Here is a 15445-nt window from a genome sequence, read left to right on the forward strand (position 1 = left end):
TAGCGGACCCAGTCGTAGCTTACTCCGGCCCGGTGCCGGGCTCCACCGTTCCGCATCCGGTTCTGACCGTGCGGCGGCGCCGATGCGGAAACACGTCCGGCGCTGATGAACCGGGATCGTGCGCCAGCAAGCCTGTCAGCCCGCCTTGCAGCACGGCCTCATTCGTCCAGGTCCACCGGGGCCTCGCCCTGGCCCGCCGTCGTCTCGCCGCGGCCGCGGCCGCTCGGCGACAGCTTCTCGCCCTTGTCCTGGCCGATGTCGAAGCTGGCGCCCTCGATCTGGTCGCCCGGCCGGTTGCCGGTGCCGCCGCGGCCTTCATTGTCCTTCAGCGTGGGATCGCCGGTGTTGGTGCTCGCGTCGCCCTGCCCGCTGTTGTCGCGCATGAGCGCTCTCCTCTACTAGGGCATCAACGATCGTGACACGGCCGGCGTTGCACCGCCCGGCCCGTCAATCCTCGCGCTTCGCCCCGTCCAGCAGGGCGTCGGCCCGCTCCCGCGCCGCCTCGGCGCGCTGTCGCTCGGCCTTGCTGCGGCCATGGGCGATCCGATTGGCGTCGGCGGTGGCAGCAGCCTCGGTGCGGGCACGCCGCTTCCTTGCCTGGCGAAGGTTGACGATCTCGGCCATGGCCGCACCCTGCGCGCCGAACCCCTGCCTCGACAAGCGAAAACCCCGGCGGTCTTTCGACCACCGGGGCTTCCTTTGTGTCCGGCCCCGACACCTCGATGGGGGGCGGTGCCGTGACCGGCTACACGTAGCCGCGAGGGATTACTGAAGCAGCTTCAGCACGCCCTGCGAGGTCTGGTTCGCCTGGGCGAGCATCGCGGTGGATGCCTGGCTCAGGATCTGCGCCTTGGCGAGCGCGGTCGTCTCGGCCGAGAAGTCGGCGTCCTCGATGCGGCTGCGCGCCTCGTCCAGGTTGGTGGAGGTGGTGGTCAGGTTGTTGACCGTCACTTCCAGGCGGTTCTGGATGGCACCCAGGTCACCGCGGGCCGACGAGATCTTGTCCAGCGCGGCGTCGATCTTCGACAGCGCGGCCGAGGCCGAGGACTGCGACGTGATGTCCAGGCCCTGTTCCATGTTCGCCGTGCCGCCCTGCGTGGCAAGGCCCAGCTTGGAGACATCGGTGCCTTCGAGGCGCACGGGCGAGCCGTCGGTGGAAGCCAGCGTGATGCGACCAGCGGCATCGACCGTGGCGCTCACCTTGGTTTCGTCCGAAAGCTTGTTGATCGCCTCAGCCATCTGATCCGCGGTCAGCTTGCCGGTGGTCAGATCGGTGGTTCCGTCGGTTCCCTTGCCGGTGGTTGCCCCGATGGTCACGCCGTTGATCTTCAGGTTGCCTGCGGTGATCGCATCGGCGGCCGTCACGGTCGTGCCCGAGAAGGTCGAACCATCGCTCATGTTCAGGCCGAACTTCTTCACGGCCGCACGATCCACGTCGTCAACCCCGGTCGCGGCGGCGGTATCGGCGTCGCCATCGTCCGGCGTGAAATCGGTCACGCCGACCTCGATGTTCTTGCCGTCCGCACGCATCAGCGAGACAAAGCCCTGCTGCGCGCCAACTGGCGCACCGGTCAAGCCGGTTACCGAGATGTCCGCACCGGTGCTGTTCGAGAACGTGATGGTCTTGTCGTCGTTCAGCGTGGCGGTGACGCCCAGCGTGTCGCTGTTGCGGTTGATGTTGGCGACCAATTCGTCGACCGAGCTCGCCCCGCCGATGCTCGTTCCGTTCACCGTCACCGAACCGGCAGTGAAGGTTTCGGCGGTGATCTTGCCGGTGGTCACGTTGTTGGACGCCTTGGCGGTCACGCCCGTCTTGTCGCTGTTGGCGTTGATCGCATCGGCGAGCACCTTGGCAGCGTCGTCAGTGGTGGCAGTGACGTTGCTGCCTACGGCGCTGACGCCATTGAACTGCACCTGGCCGGCCGTGATGCCCCCGGACAGATCAACGCGGCCGGTAGTCAGCTGACCCGCTGCACCGCCGGAGCTCAGGCCCAGCGACGCCGTCGACATGCTGGACATGTTGAGCTTCACGGTTTCGCCGGCATTGGTGCCGGTCTGCAGCGTCAGCGACTTGGTGGAGCCGTCGAGCAGGTTCACGCCGTTGAAGTTGGTGTTCTTCGAGATCTCGTTGATCTGACCCAGCAGCTGGTCCGTTTCCGCCTGCAGCGCCTTGCGCTCGGAGGCGCCCAGCGTGCCGTTGGCCGACTGCGTCGCCAGTTCCTTCATGCGGCTCAGCATGTTGGTGACTTCGCCCAGCGCGCCTTCCGCGGTCTGCGTCAGCGAGATGCCGTCATTGGCGTTGCGCACGGCAACGGCCATGGACTTCACCTGGCTGGACATGCGGCTGGCGATGGCGAGGCCGGCGGCGTCGTCCTTGGCCGAGTTGATGCGCTTGCCGGTCGACAGGCGCTCCATGGCGGTCGACAGCGACTTGGAGGCGCTGCTCGACGCAGTCGCCGCCTTCAGCGCCGAGACGTTGGTGTTGATAACAGTCATGTGTCCGATCTCCGTAAAGGATCCGACGATCCGCCGCCCCCCATCAGCGAAAGAGCAGAGCCGTCAGGGCAGGTAACGGCCGGACGGCCCGGAGCTTTAGCGGCTTTTTGCGCCCCGCCCCGGTGCATTCCTCGCGCGCGCGATGCGGGCAAAAGGAGCACGCGCGCGACGCAGGCGGAAATATCTTGCCGACCGGCAACGTGTTTAACGGGTCGTTTACCAACTCCCGCGCATCAGGCTCCCACACCAGGGGGGTTTCATGCGTTCGATCGTTCCGTCTGCCGAAGTGCTCAGCCGCCACTATGCGCTGGTCTCCTCGCTGCGTGCGCAGGGGTTTCAGGTCCGCGACCGGGCGGAGGCTCGCGCCGCCGCCGGCGACATCCATCTTCTCGCCGAGGGGGAACTCGCCACCGCGCCGGCGCGCACCGTGCTGCTCGGCAGCGAGGGCCGCACCCTTGCCCCGTTCCGTGACGGCGCCCCTGCCCGCGTCGCCTTCGGCGCGGCGGATGCGGCGGTCGGCAACGGCTTCGTCCGCGCCCTGGTCGGCGGGCCCGACCTGCCCACCGCCGCGGACCCGGAGAGCCTCGCTCTGTTCGCGCTGGCCGAGCGGGTCGCCCGGTCGGACATCACCGTGCTCATCAACGGGCCGACCGGCACCGGCAAGGAAGTGCTCGCCCGCGCCATTCACATGAATTCCGCCCGCGCCGACAAGCCGTTTGTCGCCATCAACTGCGCCGCCCTGCCCGAGACGATGCTGGAGGCGCTGCTCTTCGGCCACCAGAAGGGCGCGTTCACCGGCGCCTCGTCGGGCGGCGAAGGCTTCTTCCGCGCCGCGCACGGCGGCACCTTGCTGCTGGACGAGATCGCGGAAATGCCGCTCAATCTCCAGGCCAAGCTGCTGCGCGCGCTGCAGGAGCGCGAGGTGATCCCGATCGGCGCCTCCACTCCCGTGTCGGTCGACGTCCGGGTGATCGCCTGCGCCAACCGCGACCTTCAGGCCGAAGTCGCCGCCGGCCGGTTCCGCGCCGACCTTTATTACCGCCTGTCGGTCTTTCCGCTCGCCACCAGGCCGCTCGCCGAGCGGCGCGAGGACATCCCCGCGCTCGCCGCGACCATGATCCTGCGCCATGCCGGCAACCGCACGAGCGTGCCGTGGCCGACGGCGGGTGCGCTCGACAAGCTCCTGCGCCATGACTGGCCGGGCAATGTGCGCGAGCTGGAGAACGTGATCCAGCGCGCGCTCCTGTTCGCCGCGGGCGACACGATCGAGGCCGAGGATATCGTCTTTGATCGCCCCGCCCAGCCGGTGCCCGCGAACGACCAGCCGGTTGCCAAGGCCACGCTCGGCAACATCGTCCAGATCCACGAGTTCCAGGCGATCCGCGAGACGCTGGCGGAGTGTGGCGGCAGCCGCATCGAGACCGCGCGCCGCCTCGGCATCTCCGAGCGCACGCTCCGCTATCGCCTCGCCAAGGCGCGCGAACAGGGTGAGGACATCACCCGGGCGGCGCAGAACCGGATGGCTCAGGCATGAGCGTTTCCGCAGTTGGTGGCGGCGGCATGGGGATCGACCGCATCCTCCAGATGCGCCAGCAGATCCTGGAGCGGAACGAGGCGCTGTCCCGCGCCTCCGCGAATCCCGCCCCCGTTTCCGCGCCGCAAGGCACGGGTCAGGCCCAGCCGACCAGCTTCGCCGCCAGCCTCGAACAGGCGCTGCAAGGCGTCAACGCGCAGCAGACCAAGGCCGGCGCCCTGTCGGAAAGCTACGAACGCGGCGAAACGATCGACATCGCCAAGGTGATGCTCGCTCGCCAGGAAGCCTCGGTAGGGTTCGAGGCCACGCTGCAAGTCCGCAACAAACTGTTGTCCGCCTACAAGGACATCATGAGCATGCCGGTGTAACGCGCCATGTCGAACGCTCTCACGCCCACCACGCCGCCCGCTCTCCCGCAATTGCCGGAGAAGTTCGCCAATCCCCTGCGCCAGATCCAGGCCGTGTTCGCGCAGCCGGCGGTTCGCCGCGCGCTGCCCATGGTCATGCTCGTCGGCCTCGTCGCCGCCGCGGCGCTTGCGTGGATGGCGTTTTCGACACCGCCGCAGAAGACCCTGTTCGCCGAACTGGCGGACGCCGACAAGGCGAGCGTCACCCAGGCGCTGACCGCGGCCGGGATCACGTCGCACATCGACAATGGCACCGGCGCGCTCACCGTCAACGACGAGGATTATTCCAAGGCCCGCATGCTGCTCGCCAGCCAGGGCCTGCCCAAGGCGACGCCCGCCGGCTACGCGATCCTCGACCAGCTGCCGATGGGCGTTTCCCGCGCGGTGGAAGGCGAGCGCCTGCGCCAGGCGCGCGAGAGCGAACTCGCCCGCTCGATCGAGGAGATCGACACCGTGGCGGAGGCGCGCGTCCATCTCGCCACGCCGGAGGCCTCCGTGTTCGTGCGCGACAATGCCGCGCCCTCGGCCAGTGTCATCGTCAAGCTCCAGCCCGGCCGCGCGCTCTCCGACGCGCAGGTCGCTTCCATCCGCAACCTCGTCGCCTCCTCGGTGCCGGGGATGAAGCCCGATGCCGTCACCATCGTCGACCAGATGGGCGGCCTGCTCACCAAGGGCGACGGCGACAAGGGTGCGGACGGCAATGACGAGCGCCTGCGCCTGCAGCGCCAGATGGAGGACAAGTATCGCGAGCAGCTGAACCAGCTCCTCACCCCACTCGTCGGGGCGGGCAACTTCTCCGCCGAGATCCAGGCCGATATCGACCTCAACGAGACGCAGGCGACCAAGGAAACCTACGACAAGCAGGGTGCGCTGCGTGCCGAGCAGGGCCAGTGGACCCGGGACGGCGCGGGACAGCAGCCCGGCGGCATCCCCGGCGCGCTCAGCAACACCCCGCCGCCCGCCGCTACGGTGACCGCGCCCACGCCGCAGCCGGCGCCGGCCCCCGGCGCGGCTCCCGCGCCCGGCTCGCCCCAGGCCGCTGCCGGTGCGGTCGCCGGTGCCGTGACGGACGCGATGAAGCAGTCCGACCAGTACGCCCGCTCCTACGATCTCGGCAAGGAAGTGTCGGTCAGCCGCGTCGCGCCGGGCTCGGTGAAGCGCCTGTCGGTCGCCGTGCTGCTGCGCGATCCGGAAGGTGCCCGCCCACGCAGCCAGGCCGAGATCACGCAGATCACCAACCTCGTCCGCGCCGCGGTCGGCTTCGACCAGAACCGCAACGACAATGTGACCGTTATCAGCCGCAAGTTCGCCGGCGCCTCGGACGACGGCGCCAAGGCCGCCTGGTACGACAATGCGTGGGTGCCGATGCTCGCCCGCAACCTGACCGCGATCGTCATCGCCCTGCTCGTCCTCCTGCTCGGCGTGCGGCCGCTCGCCAAGGCGCTGCTGAAGAAGCGGGACGACGCGACGCCCAGGGCGCCTGCGCTCGGCGCGCCGATGGGCGGGGCTGCGACCGACGAGAACGGCGTGGTGCTCGACAACGATGGAACGGTGGTTGGCCCCGTCGATGGCCCGCCGGTCTCGATCGACCAGCTGGTCGAGGCGCGCAACTTCGACGACCGGGTCGGCATGGTCCGCGGCTTCACCCGCGACAATCCCGCCCGCGCCGCGCTCGCCGTGCGCGACATGATCGCGGAGGGCCGCTGAAATGGCCGCCGCCCCCGCGCGCTCCTATACCGGCGTGGAACGCGCCGCGGTGCTGATGATGCTGGTCGGCGAGGAGGAGGCCGCGGCCATCCTCCAGAAGCTCGATCCCGAGGAGGTGCGACAGCTCGGCGCGGCGATGTTCAAGGTCGCCGACGTGTCCGAGAATGAAGTCGCCGAAGTGCTCGACGATTTCACCGACCGCGCCCGCGAGCGCACCGGCGTGTCGTTCGACCCCAAGCCGAAGGTCGAGGCGGTGATGACCCGCGCGCTCGGCCAGGACAAGGCGGACAGCGTGCTGTCGCGCATCGTGCCGGCCGAGGACGCCTGCCAGATCGAGCTGCTCGACTGGCTGGACGCGACCGACATCGCCGCGATGATCGAGAAAGAGCATCCGCAGATCGCCGCGGTGCTGATCGTCAATCTCGACCCCGCGGTCGCGGCGCAGGTGCTGGAACTGCTGCCGGAGGGCACGCAGCCGGAGATCCTCCACCGCATCGCCCGCCTGGGCCCGATCACCCCCGACGCGATGGACCTGCTCCGCTCCGTGCTGGCCAAGCGCGCCGGCTCCGGTCGCGGGCCTGCGCAGGGCATGACGCTGGGCGGCACGCGCGACGCGGCCAAGATCCTGTCGGCCGCGCGCAAGTCCACCGAGCAGCGCGTGATGCCCAAGCTGTTCAAGATCGACCGCGATGTGGCCAGGCAGATCGAGGAAGCGATGTTCGTCTTCGAGAACCTGCTGGAGCTCGACGACAAGAACCTGGGCACGCTGATCCGCAACATCGACGGCGACATCCTGGTGCGGGCGCTGAAGGGCGTGGACGAGGCGGCGCGCAACCGCTTCCTCGGCTGCATGTCCGCCCGCGCCGCAGACGGCATCCGCGACGAGATGGAAAGCCGCGGGCCGATGAAGCTCAGCGAGGTGCTGGACGCGCAGAAGGTGGTCATCCAGATCGCGCGCGGCCTGGCCAAGGACGGCACCATCATGATGGGCGGCGGCGAAGACGATTATGTCTGATTTCGTTGCCGGCTTCTCCGCGCGCGCCGATGCCGCGGCGCAGGCGCTCACCCAGGCGTTCGCGCTCCCGACCGAAGGATTTGCGGCGGCCGATGTGCGCATCCGTGCCGGTGCTCGGCCGAGCGGTCCGGTTTCCTTTGCGCCGCAGCCGGTGGGGCCGAAGCATTTCGCTCCCGCCGATCGCGAGGCCGATCCGGTGGAGGGGTGGAACCCCACCGATCCGGAGCGCGCGACCGAGTTCACCGATCCGATCGCCACTGCTCGTGCGGAGGGTTTCGCCGAGGGCGTCGCCGCCGCGCTCGCCGATCGTGCGGCGGTGGATGCCGAACACGCCCGCGACCGCGCGCTGCTCGACGGCCTCGCCAAGGCACTCGGCACCGATGCGCGGATTGATCGCGAGGGACTGGCCAAGGGCCTGCGCCAGACGGTGCTCTACCTCGTCACCCGCCTGGTCGGCGAAGTCGGCGTATCGGGCGACCTCCTGGCCGGCCGCATCGACGCCGCGACCGAGCTGCTCGCCGACCATGCCGAATCCGCCCTGCTCCGGGTCCACCCGGACGATGTCGCGCTGCTCGAGGGCAAGCTGCCCGCGACGCTGTTCGCCGCCGGCGACCCGCATGTCGCGCGCGGCAGCTTCGTGCTGGAGTCCGCCTCCACCATCGTCGAGGACGGTCCGGACATGTGGCTGGAACAGCTCGCCCACGCGATCGACCGCGTGGCGCTGCCGCAAGCAATGCCGCGATGAAGGCAGCTTCCATGATGACCGACTTCGCCGACAGCTATCTCGGTGCGCTCGAAAGCCTGGACTTCGCGCCCAGGCCGAAGATTTCCGGCCGGCTGTCCTCCTTTGACGGCCTGCTGATGGAAGCGGTCGGCCTGTCGCTGCCGGTGGGCACCGTCTGCCGGGTGGGCGCCGTCAACGGTAGCGTCGAGGCCGAGGTGATCGGCTTCCGCAGCGGCCGTACCATCCTGATGAACCTGGGCGGCCCTGCTCCGCTGCTGCCCGACGCCCCCGTCCGTCCGGTCGGCGCGCCCGGCGAGGCGGAGGTCGGCGCGGCGATGCTCGGCCGCGTGGTCGATGGCGCGGGCAAGCCGATCGACGGACTGGGGCCGATCCGCGGCGCCGGGCACTGGCCGCTCGCCGGCAAGCTCCAGTCCCCCCTCGATCGCGGGCGCGTGCTGGAGCCGCTCGACACCGGCGTGCGCGCGATCAACGGCCTGCTCACGGTCGGCCAGGGGCAGCGCATCGGCATCATGGCGGGCTCGGGCGTCGGCAAGTCGGTGCTGCTCGGCATGATCGTGCGTGCCGCCGAAGCCGACGTGATCGTGATCGGCCTGATCGGCGAGCGGTCGCGCGAAGTTGCCGACTTTCTCGAAACCAAGGTGGCGGGCGAGGCGCGGAAACGCTCCGTCATTGTTGCGGTCCCGGCCAATCATTCCCCCGTGCTGCGCATCCGCGGCGCGCTGCGGGCGACCGCCATTGCCGAGGCCTTTCGCAACGAAGGCAAGAAGGTGCTGCTCATCATGGACTCGCTCACCCGCGTCGCGCATGCCGGGCGCGAGATCGGGCTGGCGCTCGGCGAGCCGGCATCGGCGCGCGGCTATCCGCCATCGGCCATCGCCATGCTGCCCAATATCATCGAGCGTGCCGGCGTGGACGTGAACACCGGCGGCTCGATCACCGCGATCTACACCGTGCTGGCGGACGGCGACGACGGCAACGACCCCGTGGTCGACAGCGCGCGCTCGATCCTGGACGGCCATATCGTGCTGAACCGCCATCTGGCCGAGCGCGGCGTCTATCCCGCGATCGATGTCGGCCCCTCGGTCAGCCGCGTGATGAGCGACATCGTGCCCAAGGAGCACGCCCGTGCCGCGCAGACGCTGCGGCGGCATCTCGCCACCTATGAGGAAAACCGCGATCTCGTGCTGATGGGCGCCTATCGCGCCGGGGCCGATCCCGCGATCGACGCCGCCATGGCCTGCCACCCGGCGATCATGGAGTTCGTGAAGCAGGCGCCCGACGAGCGCGTCTCGCTTGCCGACTCCGTTGCCGAGCTGACCGGCGTGTTCGGTGGATAAGAAGCAGCTCGACCGCATCCTGCGCGTCCGCACGCTGCAACTCGGCCTCGCCCAAGCCGAGGAAGCGCGCGCCAATGCGCAGCACTCCAGCGAACAGGCGCTGCGCGATCGTATCGCCGCGCTGGCCGCCAACGTCTCGCCGGTGCCGGATGCCCGCGCGGACGGCCTGTCGCTGATCGCCGCCGCGCACTTCCGCCAGCGCCTCCACCAATCCGCCGTCGCCGCCGACAACCGCGTGCGCCAGGCGGAAGCGGGCATGGTTCGCGCCTCCGCCGCCACCCGCGAGGCAAAGCGCGACCAGACCGCGATCGAGAAGCTTCTCTCCCGCGCCGAGAAGGACGCGGTGCTCGCCGAGATGCGCAAGCTTGAGGACGCGCCACCCACCCGCAAGATCCGGCACGATCCTTGCTGAATGCCCGGAGGGCGCCTTGCGCCCAGGGGGAACCATGATCGAGTTGACGTCCATCCTGCCCAACGCCGCCGCGCGCAAGACGGCCCCCGCCACACCGACCCTCGCGGTGGCGGGCGAGTTCTCGCTCGCGCTCTCGACCGCCGGCACGGGCGCCACGCCGCTCGCTTCGGTGATGCCGTTTGCGGCACCGGCCGGCGAGCCTGCCCGGCAAGCACCTGCCGCCAGCGGCAAATCCCTGCCGTTCCTTCCTGCCGCTTTGCCCGCAACTCCCGACAGCACACCGCCGGCAATTGCGGCCACCCCGCCGCTTGCTCCCAGCGGAGCGGCCCGGTCGGCCGCCGTCCTTGCTCCTGCGATACGCGGCGAGCGGGTGCCGAACCGCGAAGCGGCGAGCGCAGCAGCGCCGACGCCGGTGACGCTCGCATGCGCCACCGCGATGCGAGAGGATACCGCCCTGCCTGGCCCGCCGATCGCACCGGCGGCACGGGTGGACATGGCCAGCGCCGGCATCACCGACAATCAATTTCCGCCTCCCCTGGCGACCGCCCGGACGGCGGCACCCGCCGCAAGCCCGAGCGTGCCGCCCTCCCTTGGGGCAGTGGATGTGGTCCCTGCGTCCGGCGCGCCAGCCGCCGCGCCCGGCACGAGGTCCGCGCCGGCCTCCGGCGTCGCATTTCCTCTCGACGTGGGAGCCGAGCCGCCCCTCGCCGTTCCGACCGAACCTGCCGCTGGCCAGCGGCTCCACCCCGCCGTTTCTCGCCAGCGGGCACATTCCGGCGCCGACTTCGCCCGGGCTGCTTCCGCGCTGCCGGCAGCGAAGGACGAAACCTCCGCCGAAGCGCCGGCCGCGCGCGCCGAACATCGAACCGCCACCGGCGAGCACAAGCCGACGCCCGAAGCGGCGCTCGCCAGCGTGCCCGTGCCCGATCCCGGTTCCGTCCAGCCGCCGTTCGCGGAACAGTTCGCAGCGACCGACTCGCCTGCCCCTGAACCGACACGCACTGCCCATTCCGACCAGGCGCCGAATGTTGCGCGTCGATCGGCTCCGGCCGCCGCGGTTGCGACCCTGGCTGGGGCGCAGGCGCACTCTGCGCCTCGGTCTCTGGCGCCCGCCCGCCCGCTTCGAGCTACGGGGTCGGAAGTTCCGGACGGCACCGGGGCCGTGCCCGCGTCGAGCGACGCGCCCCTGAAGACGATCGCCGGCTCCCCGCTTCCCGCAGCTGCGCCCTCGGCGTCCGGCCCCTCCCCGATCGCCGCGCCGGCAGAGCCGATGGTGGCGGAGCCGCAGCCCACAGCACCGGCAAAGGGCACCGCCCGCGTTTCCGCAACGCCATTCTCTACCTCGCGTCCGATCCCTCCGGCCTCCGCGGACGTCGCCTTCTCGCCGGCCGACTCTCCCTCCGTCACGCTGCCGCCGGCGCGAGAGGAAGGCATCCCGCTTGCCCGGTTGAGTTCAACCCCGGCCAGCACGGTTCCGACGCAGTCGGCCGACCGCGACACTCCAGCGCCGATGCGCGCGCAGGACGCCGGCCTGGCCGCTATCACGCCCGCGACGGTCGCGAACGGGCCGACCCCGTATGCGGAACGGACCGGCGGCGGCGTTGCAATCCCTGCACCGGTGATGCCGGCAGCGACACCAGCGCCGCGGTCGGGATCGCCGGCCGGGGATGCACTGCCGCCCGCGACATTGCCTGACGGGACACCGATGCCCGCGTCAGCGCCCGCAGCGCCGGCGAAGCGTGCAGAGCAGGCGAAGGCCGATGCCTCAACCCTTGTACCCCTGGCGCTCCCCGCCGCTCCGCCCGCCGGCGACGCGCCTCGCCCCGCAGGGATCGTGTTCGCGGCGGCGCTTCATGCCGCGCGTGCCGATCGTGCGCAGGGGCAAGCCGACCTGCCTGGCGCCACCGCCACCGTTGCAGCGCCTTCGGTTCTGCCGACGGCGGAGCCCACCGCCACCGCTCCGCTCCACCTCGGCGAGCCGGCGGTCGATCCGCGCGGCGATGCCGGCCTCCACAAGGTGGTCGACCGGATCGAGCAGTTGCGCGATCTCGCCAATGCGTCCGACACGCGCATCCGTTTATCCCCCGATATGCTCGGCGGCATGGAGATCGCCGTTCGCCGCGAGGGCGACGCGGTGCACGTTCACCTGCGCACCGACACCGCGCAGGCGGCGCAGCTCCTGTCCGAAGCCCAGCCCCGTCTCGCCGAGATCGCCGAGGCGCGCGGAATGCGGCTTGCCGGCACCACCATCGACAATGGCGCCGCCGCCAACCCGCAGCAGCAGGGCCAGCCTGCGCCGCAGCGGCCCGCGCCCCCCGTTCCCGCCGCCCCGCCCCGCGCGAAGGCGGCCGAAGACCCCACCGAAACCTCCGACGCGCGTGTCGCGTAAAGCTTGAAGGACTGCATCCATGAGTGACGCAAAGGAAGAAGCGCCCAAGAAGAAGGGCGGCGCGATGAAGTTCGTTCTGATCGGCGTGGGCGCCCTGGTGCTCGTCGCCGGCAGCGCGGCCGGCGCCGTGTTCGCGATGGGCGGCCTTGGCGGCGGCCACCATGCCGAGGCCGAGGAATATGGCCCCAAGCTCGTCCCCAAGAGCGAGCAGAAGCGCGCCGCGGCGGGCGAAGGCGGCGAAGGGCATGGCGAGGGCGGCGGCTCGGGCAGCGACTGGACGCCTCCGCCGGGCTCGGGCGGCGACAAATATGCGTCCAACTATTACGCGATGGAGAAGGAGTTCACCTCCAACCTCCAGGACAGCGTGCATTTCGTCCAGGTCGGGCTCGCCGTTTCCACGCCCTATGACGATTCGGTGATCGAAAACCTGAAGACCAACGAGATCGCGGTCCGCTCCGCGGTCCTCCTGGCGCTCGGCGACACCACGGAGGAGCAGGTGTTCTCCTCCAACGGCAAGGAGCAGCTGCAGAAGCGGTTAACCACCGCAATCAACGCCACGCTGAAGCAAAAAGAGGGTTTTGGGGGAATTAGTAACGTCTACTTTACCAATTTCGTTGTTCAGTGAGGCGTGGTTAACGAGCCTTCACCAACCGCGAACGAGCGCAGGGAGCGGCCCCGGAGACACGCGGAAAGCGTGTCGCTGGGCGCGGCGAACCTGAATCCGTTCGGCGACCTGCACTCGCTGCAGCACCTGTCGGCGCGTCTCGCGCGGCAGGTTCGCGGCGTGTTCGAGCCGCTGCTGCGTCGGGAAGTGCGGACCTGGGCCGAGCCGCTGGTGGTTCAGCGCTTTGCCGATTACCGCGCCGAACGGCCCGAAGGACTGACCGCCTGGCTGCCGCTGCTGATCGCCGATGCGCCGCACGGCGAACACGGCCTCTGCGTGCTGGACGGCCGCTTCGTGTACGAGATCCTGGACCTGTTCTTCGGCGGCACGGGCGCGGTGCCCGCCACGCTGCCGGCCGAGTTCACGCCGGCCGGCGAGGCGCTGGTCGAGAAGCTGGGCGCGCTGATCGCCGCCCCGCTGGGCCAGGCGTGGGAGCCGCTCGCGCGGATGCGCTTCGTGCCCGGCCGCGTGGAGGCGAACCCCTCCATGCTCGGCGACTTCGACGGCGAGGACGCCACCGTGGTCACCCGCTTCGGCATCGCCGCGGGTACCGCCAAGCCGGTGTTTCTGGACATCCTCTATCCGGTCGCCGCGCTGAAGCCGCATGCGCCCTCGCTCACCGGCAAGGTCGTCAGCAAGCCCGCCGCCACCGATCCGTCCTGGCGCGGCCAGCTCACCCGCGCGGCGATGACGGTCAAGTTTCCCGTCCGTTCCGTCCTCGCCGAGCCGGTCGTCAGCCTGGCGATGCTGATGGACCTGAAGCCCGGCGACGTGATCCCGATCAGCTTCGGCGCGGAAGTGCCGGTGATGGTCGGCGCGCACGAACTCGGCCGCGGCACCGTTGGCGCCGCCAACGGCCAGGCCGCCATCCGCCTGAACAGCCTTACCCTTCCTGAGGAACTGCAATGACCGACATGTCCGGTGCCTTTCCGGTCGACTCTGCTCTCGCCGCCAATTTCCGGCTGCTGCAGGATGTCGACGTGAAGCTGACGGTGGAGATCGGCTCCACCCAGCTCACGCTGCGCGAGCTGCTGGCGCTGGGCGAGTCGAGCGTGATCGAGCTCGACCGCGCCGCCAACGAGCTGCTCGACGTGTTCGTCAACGGCACCCTGATCGGCCGCGGCGAAGTGGTGACCGTGGGCGACCGCTTCGGTGTGCGCATGACCGAGCTGGTGTCCCCGGACAAGCGGGCCTGATCCTCCATGATGTGGACCTACATCCTGAAGCTCGTCGTGCTGCTGCCGCTGGTCTGCGGCCTGATGATCGGCTCGCTGTATCTCTGGCGCCGGCTGGAAAGCCGCATGCCGGGCAAGCCCGCCAACCGCACCATGGCGGTGAAGGAAACCATGATGATCTCGCCGGGCCTGCGTCTGGCCGTGCTGGAGTTCGAGGGACGCAACCTGCTCGTCTCGGTCGGGCGCGGCGGCGTCACCCTGCTGGACAAGAGTGACCCGAAGTGAGCTCGGTCAAGGTCCGCCGGGTGCGCGAAGGCGGCACGCCGCTATTTGCCCACGATGACGTCAAGCCGCCATTCGGCTGGGGCAAGCTGCTGCTGGTCGTCGCCGGCATCCTCTTCGCGCTGTTGATCGCGCACCCCGCTTTTGCGCAGGCTGCACCCGCCGCGGTGCCAGCGCCCGGCGTGGGCGACGCCGCGGATCGCGCGCTGAAGGATCTGGGCGGCGGCAACGCTCCGCTCGCTTTGTCGCTGCAGGTCCTCATCATCATGGGCCTGCTGACGATCCTGCCCGGCATCCTGCTGATGATGACCAGCTTCACGCGGATCATCATCGTGCTGGCGATCGTCCGCCAGGCGCTGGGCCTGCAGCAGACGCCGCCGAATCAGGTGCTGATCGGCCTGTCGCTGTTCCTGTCCTTCTTCGTGATGGCGCCGACGATCAACCAGATCAACACCGTGGCCATCCAGCCTTATGCCGCCAGCCAGATCGGCGCGACCGACATGATCAAGCGCGGCGCCGACCCGCTGCATGCCTTCATGGTCAAGCAGACGCGCACCAAGGACCTGTCGCTGTTCGCGAACATCGCCAAGTCCGGCCCCTATGCCTCCCCCAAGGACATTCCGTTCTCGGTCCTGCTGCCCGCCTTCGTCACCTCCGAGCTGAAGACCGCGTTCCAGATCGGCTTTCTCGTGTTCCTGCCCTTCATCGTCATCGATCTCGTCGTCGCGACGGTGCTGATGAGCCTCGGCATGGCGATGATGAGCCCGACGATCATTTCCATGCCGTTCAAGCTGCTGCTGTTCGTGCTGGTCGATGGCTGGGCGCTGACGATGGGCTCTCTTGCCAACAGTTTCGCTTCATGAGCGGCACCCTGATCCCCGGCGACGGCCGGGGGCCAATCGGGGGACGTCCCCTGGAGAGCGCCCGCGCCTCGCATCCGACTTCCCACCTGGACCCCGGCCTTTGCCGGGGAACGATCAGGGCCTGACACATGGACGCCGATTATTTCCTCTCCGTGGCCAACCAGATGATGTGGGTGCTGGCGCTCGCCGCCGCCCCGATCCTGGTGCCGGCGCTCGTCGCGGGCCTCATCACCGGCATGATCCAGGCCGCCACCTCGATCAACGAACAGACGCTGTCGTTCGTCCCCAAGCTGGTGGTGGTCGCCGTTTCGATCCTGATCTTCGGCAGCCTCATCCTGGGCCTGCTCAGCGACTTCACGGTATCGATCTTCGAGCGCATTCCGGATCTGGTGAAGTAAGCAACTTGGCTTGCCTTTCCT

16 protein-coding genes and 2 pseudogenes are annotated in these 15445 nt (G+C 69.6%); 14 read left to right on the top strand and 4 right to left on the bottom strand.

Translation table 11 applies throughout. From position 1 onward, the window contains the following. Nucleotides 1-158: 158 nt before the first annotated feature. The 4 genes and pseudogenes from DVW87_RS11930 to DVW87_RS11940 all read right to left on the bottom strand — a co-directional run. Nucleotides 159-383: a hypothetical protein gene (locus DVW87_RS11930; RefSeq protein WP_114687960.1), complete on the bottom strand. Its 225-nt coding sequence runs from the start codon at nt 381-383 to the stop codon at nt 159-161. 64 nt (nt 384-447) lie between these two features. Beyond that, on the bottom strand, nt 448-624 hold the full coding sequence (locus DVW87_RS11935; RefSeq protein ID WP_114687961.1) for a DUF4169 family protein: 177 nt from the start codon (nt 622-624) through the stop codon (nt 448-450). 141 nt (nt 625-765) lie between these two features. Continuing rightward, nucleotides 766-1044: pseudogene (locus tag DVW87_RS18330) on the bottom strand (flagellin); the annotation flags it as partial. A 117-nt stretch (nt 1045-1161) separates the two neighbouring features. Beyond that, nucleotides 1162-2496 (bottom strand): annotated as a pseudogene (locus DVW87_RS11940) (flagellin N-terminal helical domain-containing protein); the annotation flags it as partial. A 259-nt stretch (nt 2497-2755) separates the two neighbouring features. Between DVW87_RS11940 and DVW87_RS11945 the strand changes: the two are divergent. The 14 genes from DVW87_RS11945 (at nt 2756) to fliQ (ending at nt 15424) form a co-directional block, all read left to right on the top strand. Further along, on the top strand, nt 2756-4030 hold the full coding sequence (locus DVW87_RS11945) for a sigma-54 interaction domain-containing protein (protein WP_114687963.1): 1275 nt from the start codon (nt 2756-2758) through the stop codon (nt 4028-4030). Beyond that, the gene (fliE, locus tag DVW87_RS11950) at nt 4027-4398 is read left to right on the top strand and encodes a flagellar hook-basal body complex protein FliE (protein WP_114687964.1); all 372 of its coding nucleotides are present in this window, start codon (nt 4027-4029) and stop codon (nt 4396-4398) included. The genes DVW87_RS11945 and fliE overlap by 4 nt, the downstream gene beginning before the upstream one ends. Before the next feature lie 6 nt (nt 4399-4404). After that, complete coding sequence (gene fliF / locus DVW87_RS11955; protein ID WP_114687965.1) at nt 4405-6144, top strand: flagellar basal-body MS-ring/collar protein FliF; 1740 nt, start codon at nt 4405-4407, stop codon at nt 6142-6144. A 1-nt stretch (nt 6145) separates the two neighbouring features. Next, entirely contained in the window at nt 6146-7159 is a 1014-nt protein-coding gene (gene fliG, locus DVW87_RS11960; protein ID WP_114687966.1) for a flagellar motor switch protein FliG, read from the top strand. After that, nucleotides 7152-7904: a FliH/SctL family protein gene (locus DVW87_RS11965; RefSeq protein ID WP_114687967.1), complete on the top strand. Its 753-nt coding sequence runs from the start codon at nt 7152-7154 to the stop codon at nt 7902-7904. Before fliG ends, DVW87_RS11965 begins: the two co-directional genes overlap by 8 nt. Next, on the top strand, nt 7901-9241 hold the full coding sequence (locus tag DVW87_RS11970; protein ID WP_420822337.1) for a FliI/YscN family ATPase: 1341 nt from the start codon (nt 7901-7903) through the stop codon (nt 9239-9241). The genes DVW87_RS11965 and DVW87_RS11970 overlap by 4 nt, the downstream gene beginning before the upstream one ends. Beyond that, nucleotides 9234-9653: a hypothetical protein gene (locus DVW87_RS11975; RefSeq protein WP_114687968.1), complete on the top strand. Its 420-nt coding sequence runs from the start codon at nt 9234-9236 to the stop codon at nt 9651-9653. The genes DVW87_RS11970 and DVW87_RS11975 overlap by 8 nt, the downstream gene beginning before the upstream one ends. A gap of 34 nt (nt 9654-9687) precedes the next feature. Continuing rightward, nucleotides 9688-12042: a flagellar hook-length control protein FliK gene (locus DVW87_RS11980; protein ID WP_114687969.1), complete on the top strand. Its 2355-nt coding sequence runs from the start codon at nt 9688-9690 to the stop codon at nt 12040-12042. Nucleotides 12043-12370: 328 nt separating this feature from the next. Further along, a complete protein-coding gene (locus DVW87_RS18625) occupies nt 12371-12667 on the top strand; it encodes a flagellar basal body-associated FliL family protein (protein ID WP_420822343.1) in 297 nt (98 codons plus the stop codon). A gap of 3 nt (nt 12668-12670) precedes the next feature. Then, complete coding sequence (locus DVW87_RS11990; protein ID WP_114687971.1) at nt 12671-13615, top strand: flagellar motor switch protein FliM; 945 nt, start codon at nt 12671-12673, stop codon at nt 13613-13615. Then, a complete protein-coding gene (gene fliN, locus DVW87_RS11995; RefSeq protein WP_114687972.1) occupies nt 13612-13902 on the top strand; it encodes a flagellar motor switch protein FliN in 291 nt (96 codons plus the stop codon). Before DVW87_RS11990 ends, fliN begins: the two co-directional genes overlap by 4 nt. A gap of 6 nt (nt 13903-13908) precedes the next feature. Beyond that, nucleotides 13909-14166, top strand: a complete 258-nt coding sequence (locus DVW87_RS12000; RefSeq protein ID WP_114687973.1) for a flagellar biosynthetic protein FliO — start codon at nt 13909-13911, stop codon at nt 14164-14166. 86 nt (nt 14167-14252) lie between these two features. After that, on the top strand, nt 14253-15026 hold the full coding sequence (gene fliP / locus DVW87_RS12005; protein ID WP_239017901.1) for a flagellar type III secretion system pore protein FliP: 774 nt from the start codon (nt 14253-14255) through the stop codon (nt 15024-15026). Nucleotides 15027-15154: 128 nt separating this feature from the next. Further along, nucleotides 15155-15424: a flagellar biosynthesis protein FliQ gene (gene fliQ / locus DVW87_RS12010; RefSeq protein WP_114687975.1), complete on the top strand. Its 270-nt coding sequence runs from the start codon at nt 15155-15157 to the stop codon at nt 15422-15424. Nucleotides 15425-15445: the final 21 nt, after the last annotated feature.

The sequence above is a fragment of the Sphingomonas aracearum genome, assembly GCF_003345355.1.
GTDB lineage: Bacteria > Pseudomonadota > Alphaproteobacteria > Sphingomonadales > Sphingomonadaceae > Sphingomonas > Sphingomonas aracearum.

Bases quoted from the DNA above. Each gene is read 5' to 3' on its own strand.
- fliQ (WP_114687975.1), top strand. From the start codon at position 15,155: ATGGACGCCGATTATTTCCTCTCCGTGGCCAACCAGATGATGTGGGTG.
- DVW87_RS18625 (WP_420822343.1), top strand. From the start codon at position 12,371: ATGGAGAAGGAGTTCACCTCCAACCTCCAGGACAGCGTGCATTTCGTC.
- DVW87_RS11935 (WP_114687961.1), bottom strand. From the start codon at position 624: ATGGCCGAGATCGTCAACCTTCGCCAGGCAAGGAAGCGGCGTGCCCGC.
- DVW87_RS11930 (WP_114687960.1), bottom strand. From the start codon at position 383: ATGCGCGACAACAGCGGGCAGGGCGACGCGAGCACCAACACCGGCGAT.
- fliF (WP_114687965.1), top strand. From the start codon at position 4,405: ATGTCGAACGCTCTCACGCCCACCACGCCGCCCGCTCTCCCGCAATTG.
- fliG (WP_114687966.1), top strand. From the start codon at position 6,146: ATGGCCGCCGCCCCCGCGCGCTCCTATACCGGCGTGGAACGCGCCGCG.
- DVW87_RS11980 (WP_114687969.1), top strand. From the start codon at position 9,688: ATGATCGAGTTGACGTCCATCCTGCCCAACGCCGCCGCGCGCAAGACG.
- DVW87_RS11970 (WP_420822337.1), top strand. From the start codon at position 7,901: ATGAAGGCAGCTTCCATGATGACCGACTTCGCCGACAGCTATCTCGGT.
- DVW87_RS12000 (WP_114687973.1), top strand. From the start codon at position 13,909: ATGATGTGGACCTACATCCTGAAGCTCGTCGTGCTGCTGCCGCTGGTC.
- DVW87_RS11965 (WP_114687967.1), top strand. From the start codon at position 7,152: ATGTCTGATTTCGTTGCCGGCTTCTCCGCGCGCGCCGATGCCGCGGCG.
- fliE (WP_114687964.1), top strand. From the start codon at position 4,027: ATGAGCGTTTCCGCAGTTGGTGGCGGCGGCATGGGGATCGACCGCATC.
- DVW87_RS11945 (WP_114687963.1), top strand. From the start codon at position 2,756: ATGCGTTCGATCGTTCCGTCTGCCGAAGTGCTCAGCCGCCACTATGCG.
- fliN (WP_114687972.1), top strand. From the start codon at position 13,612: ATGACCGACATGTCCGGTGCCTTTCCGGTCGACTCTGCTCTCGCCGCC.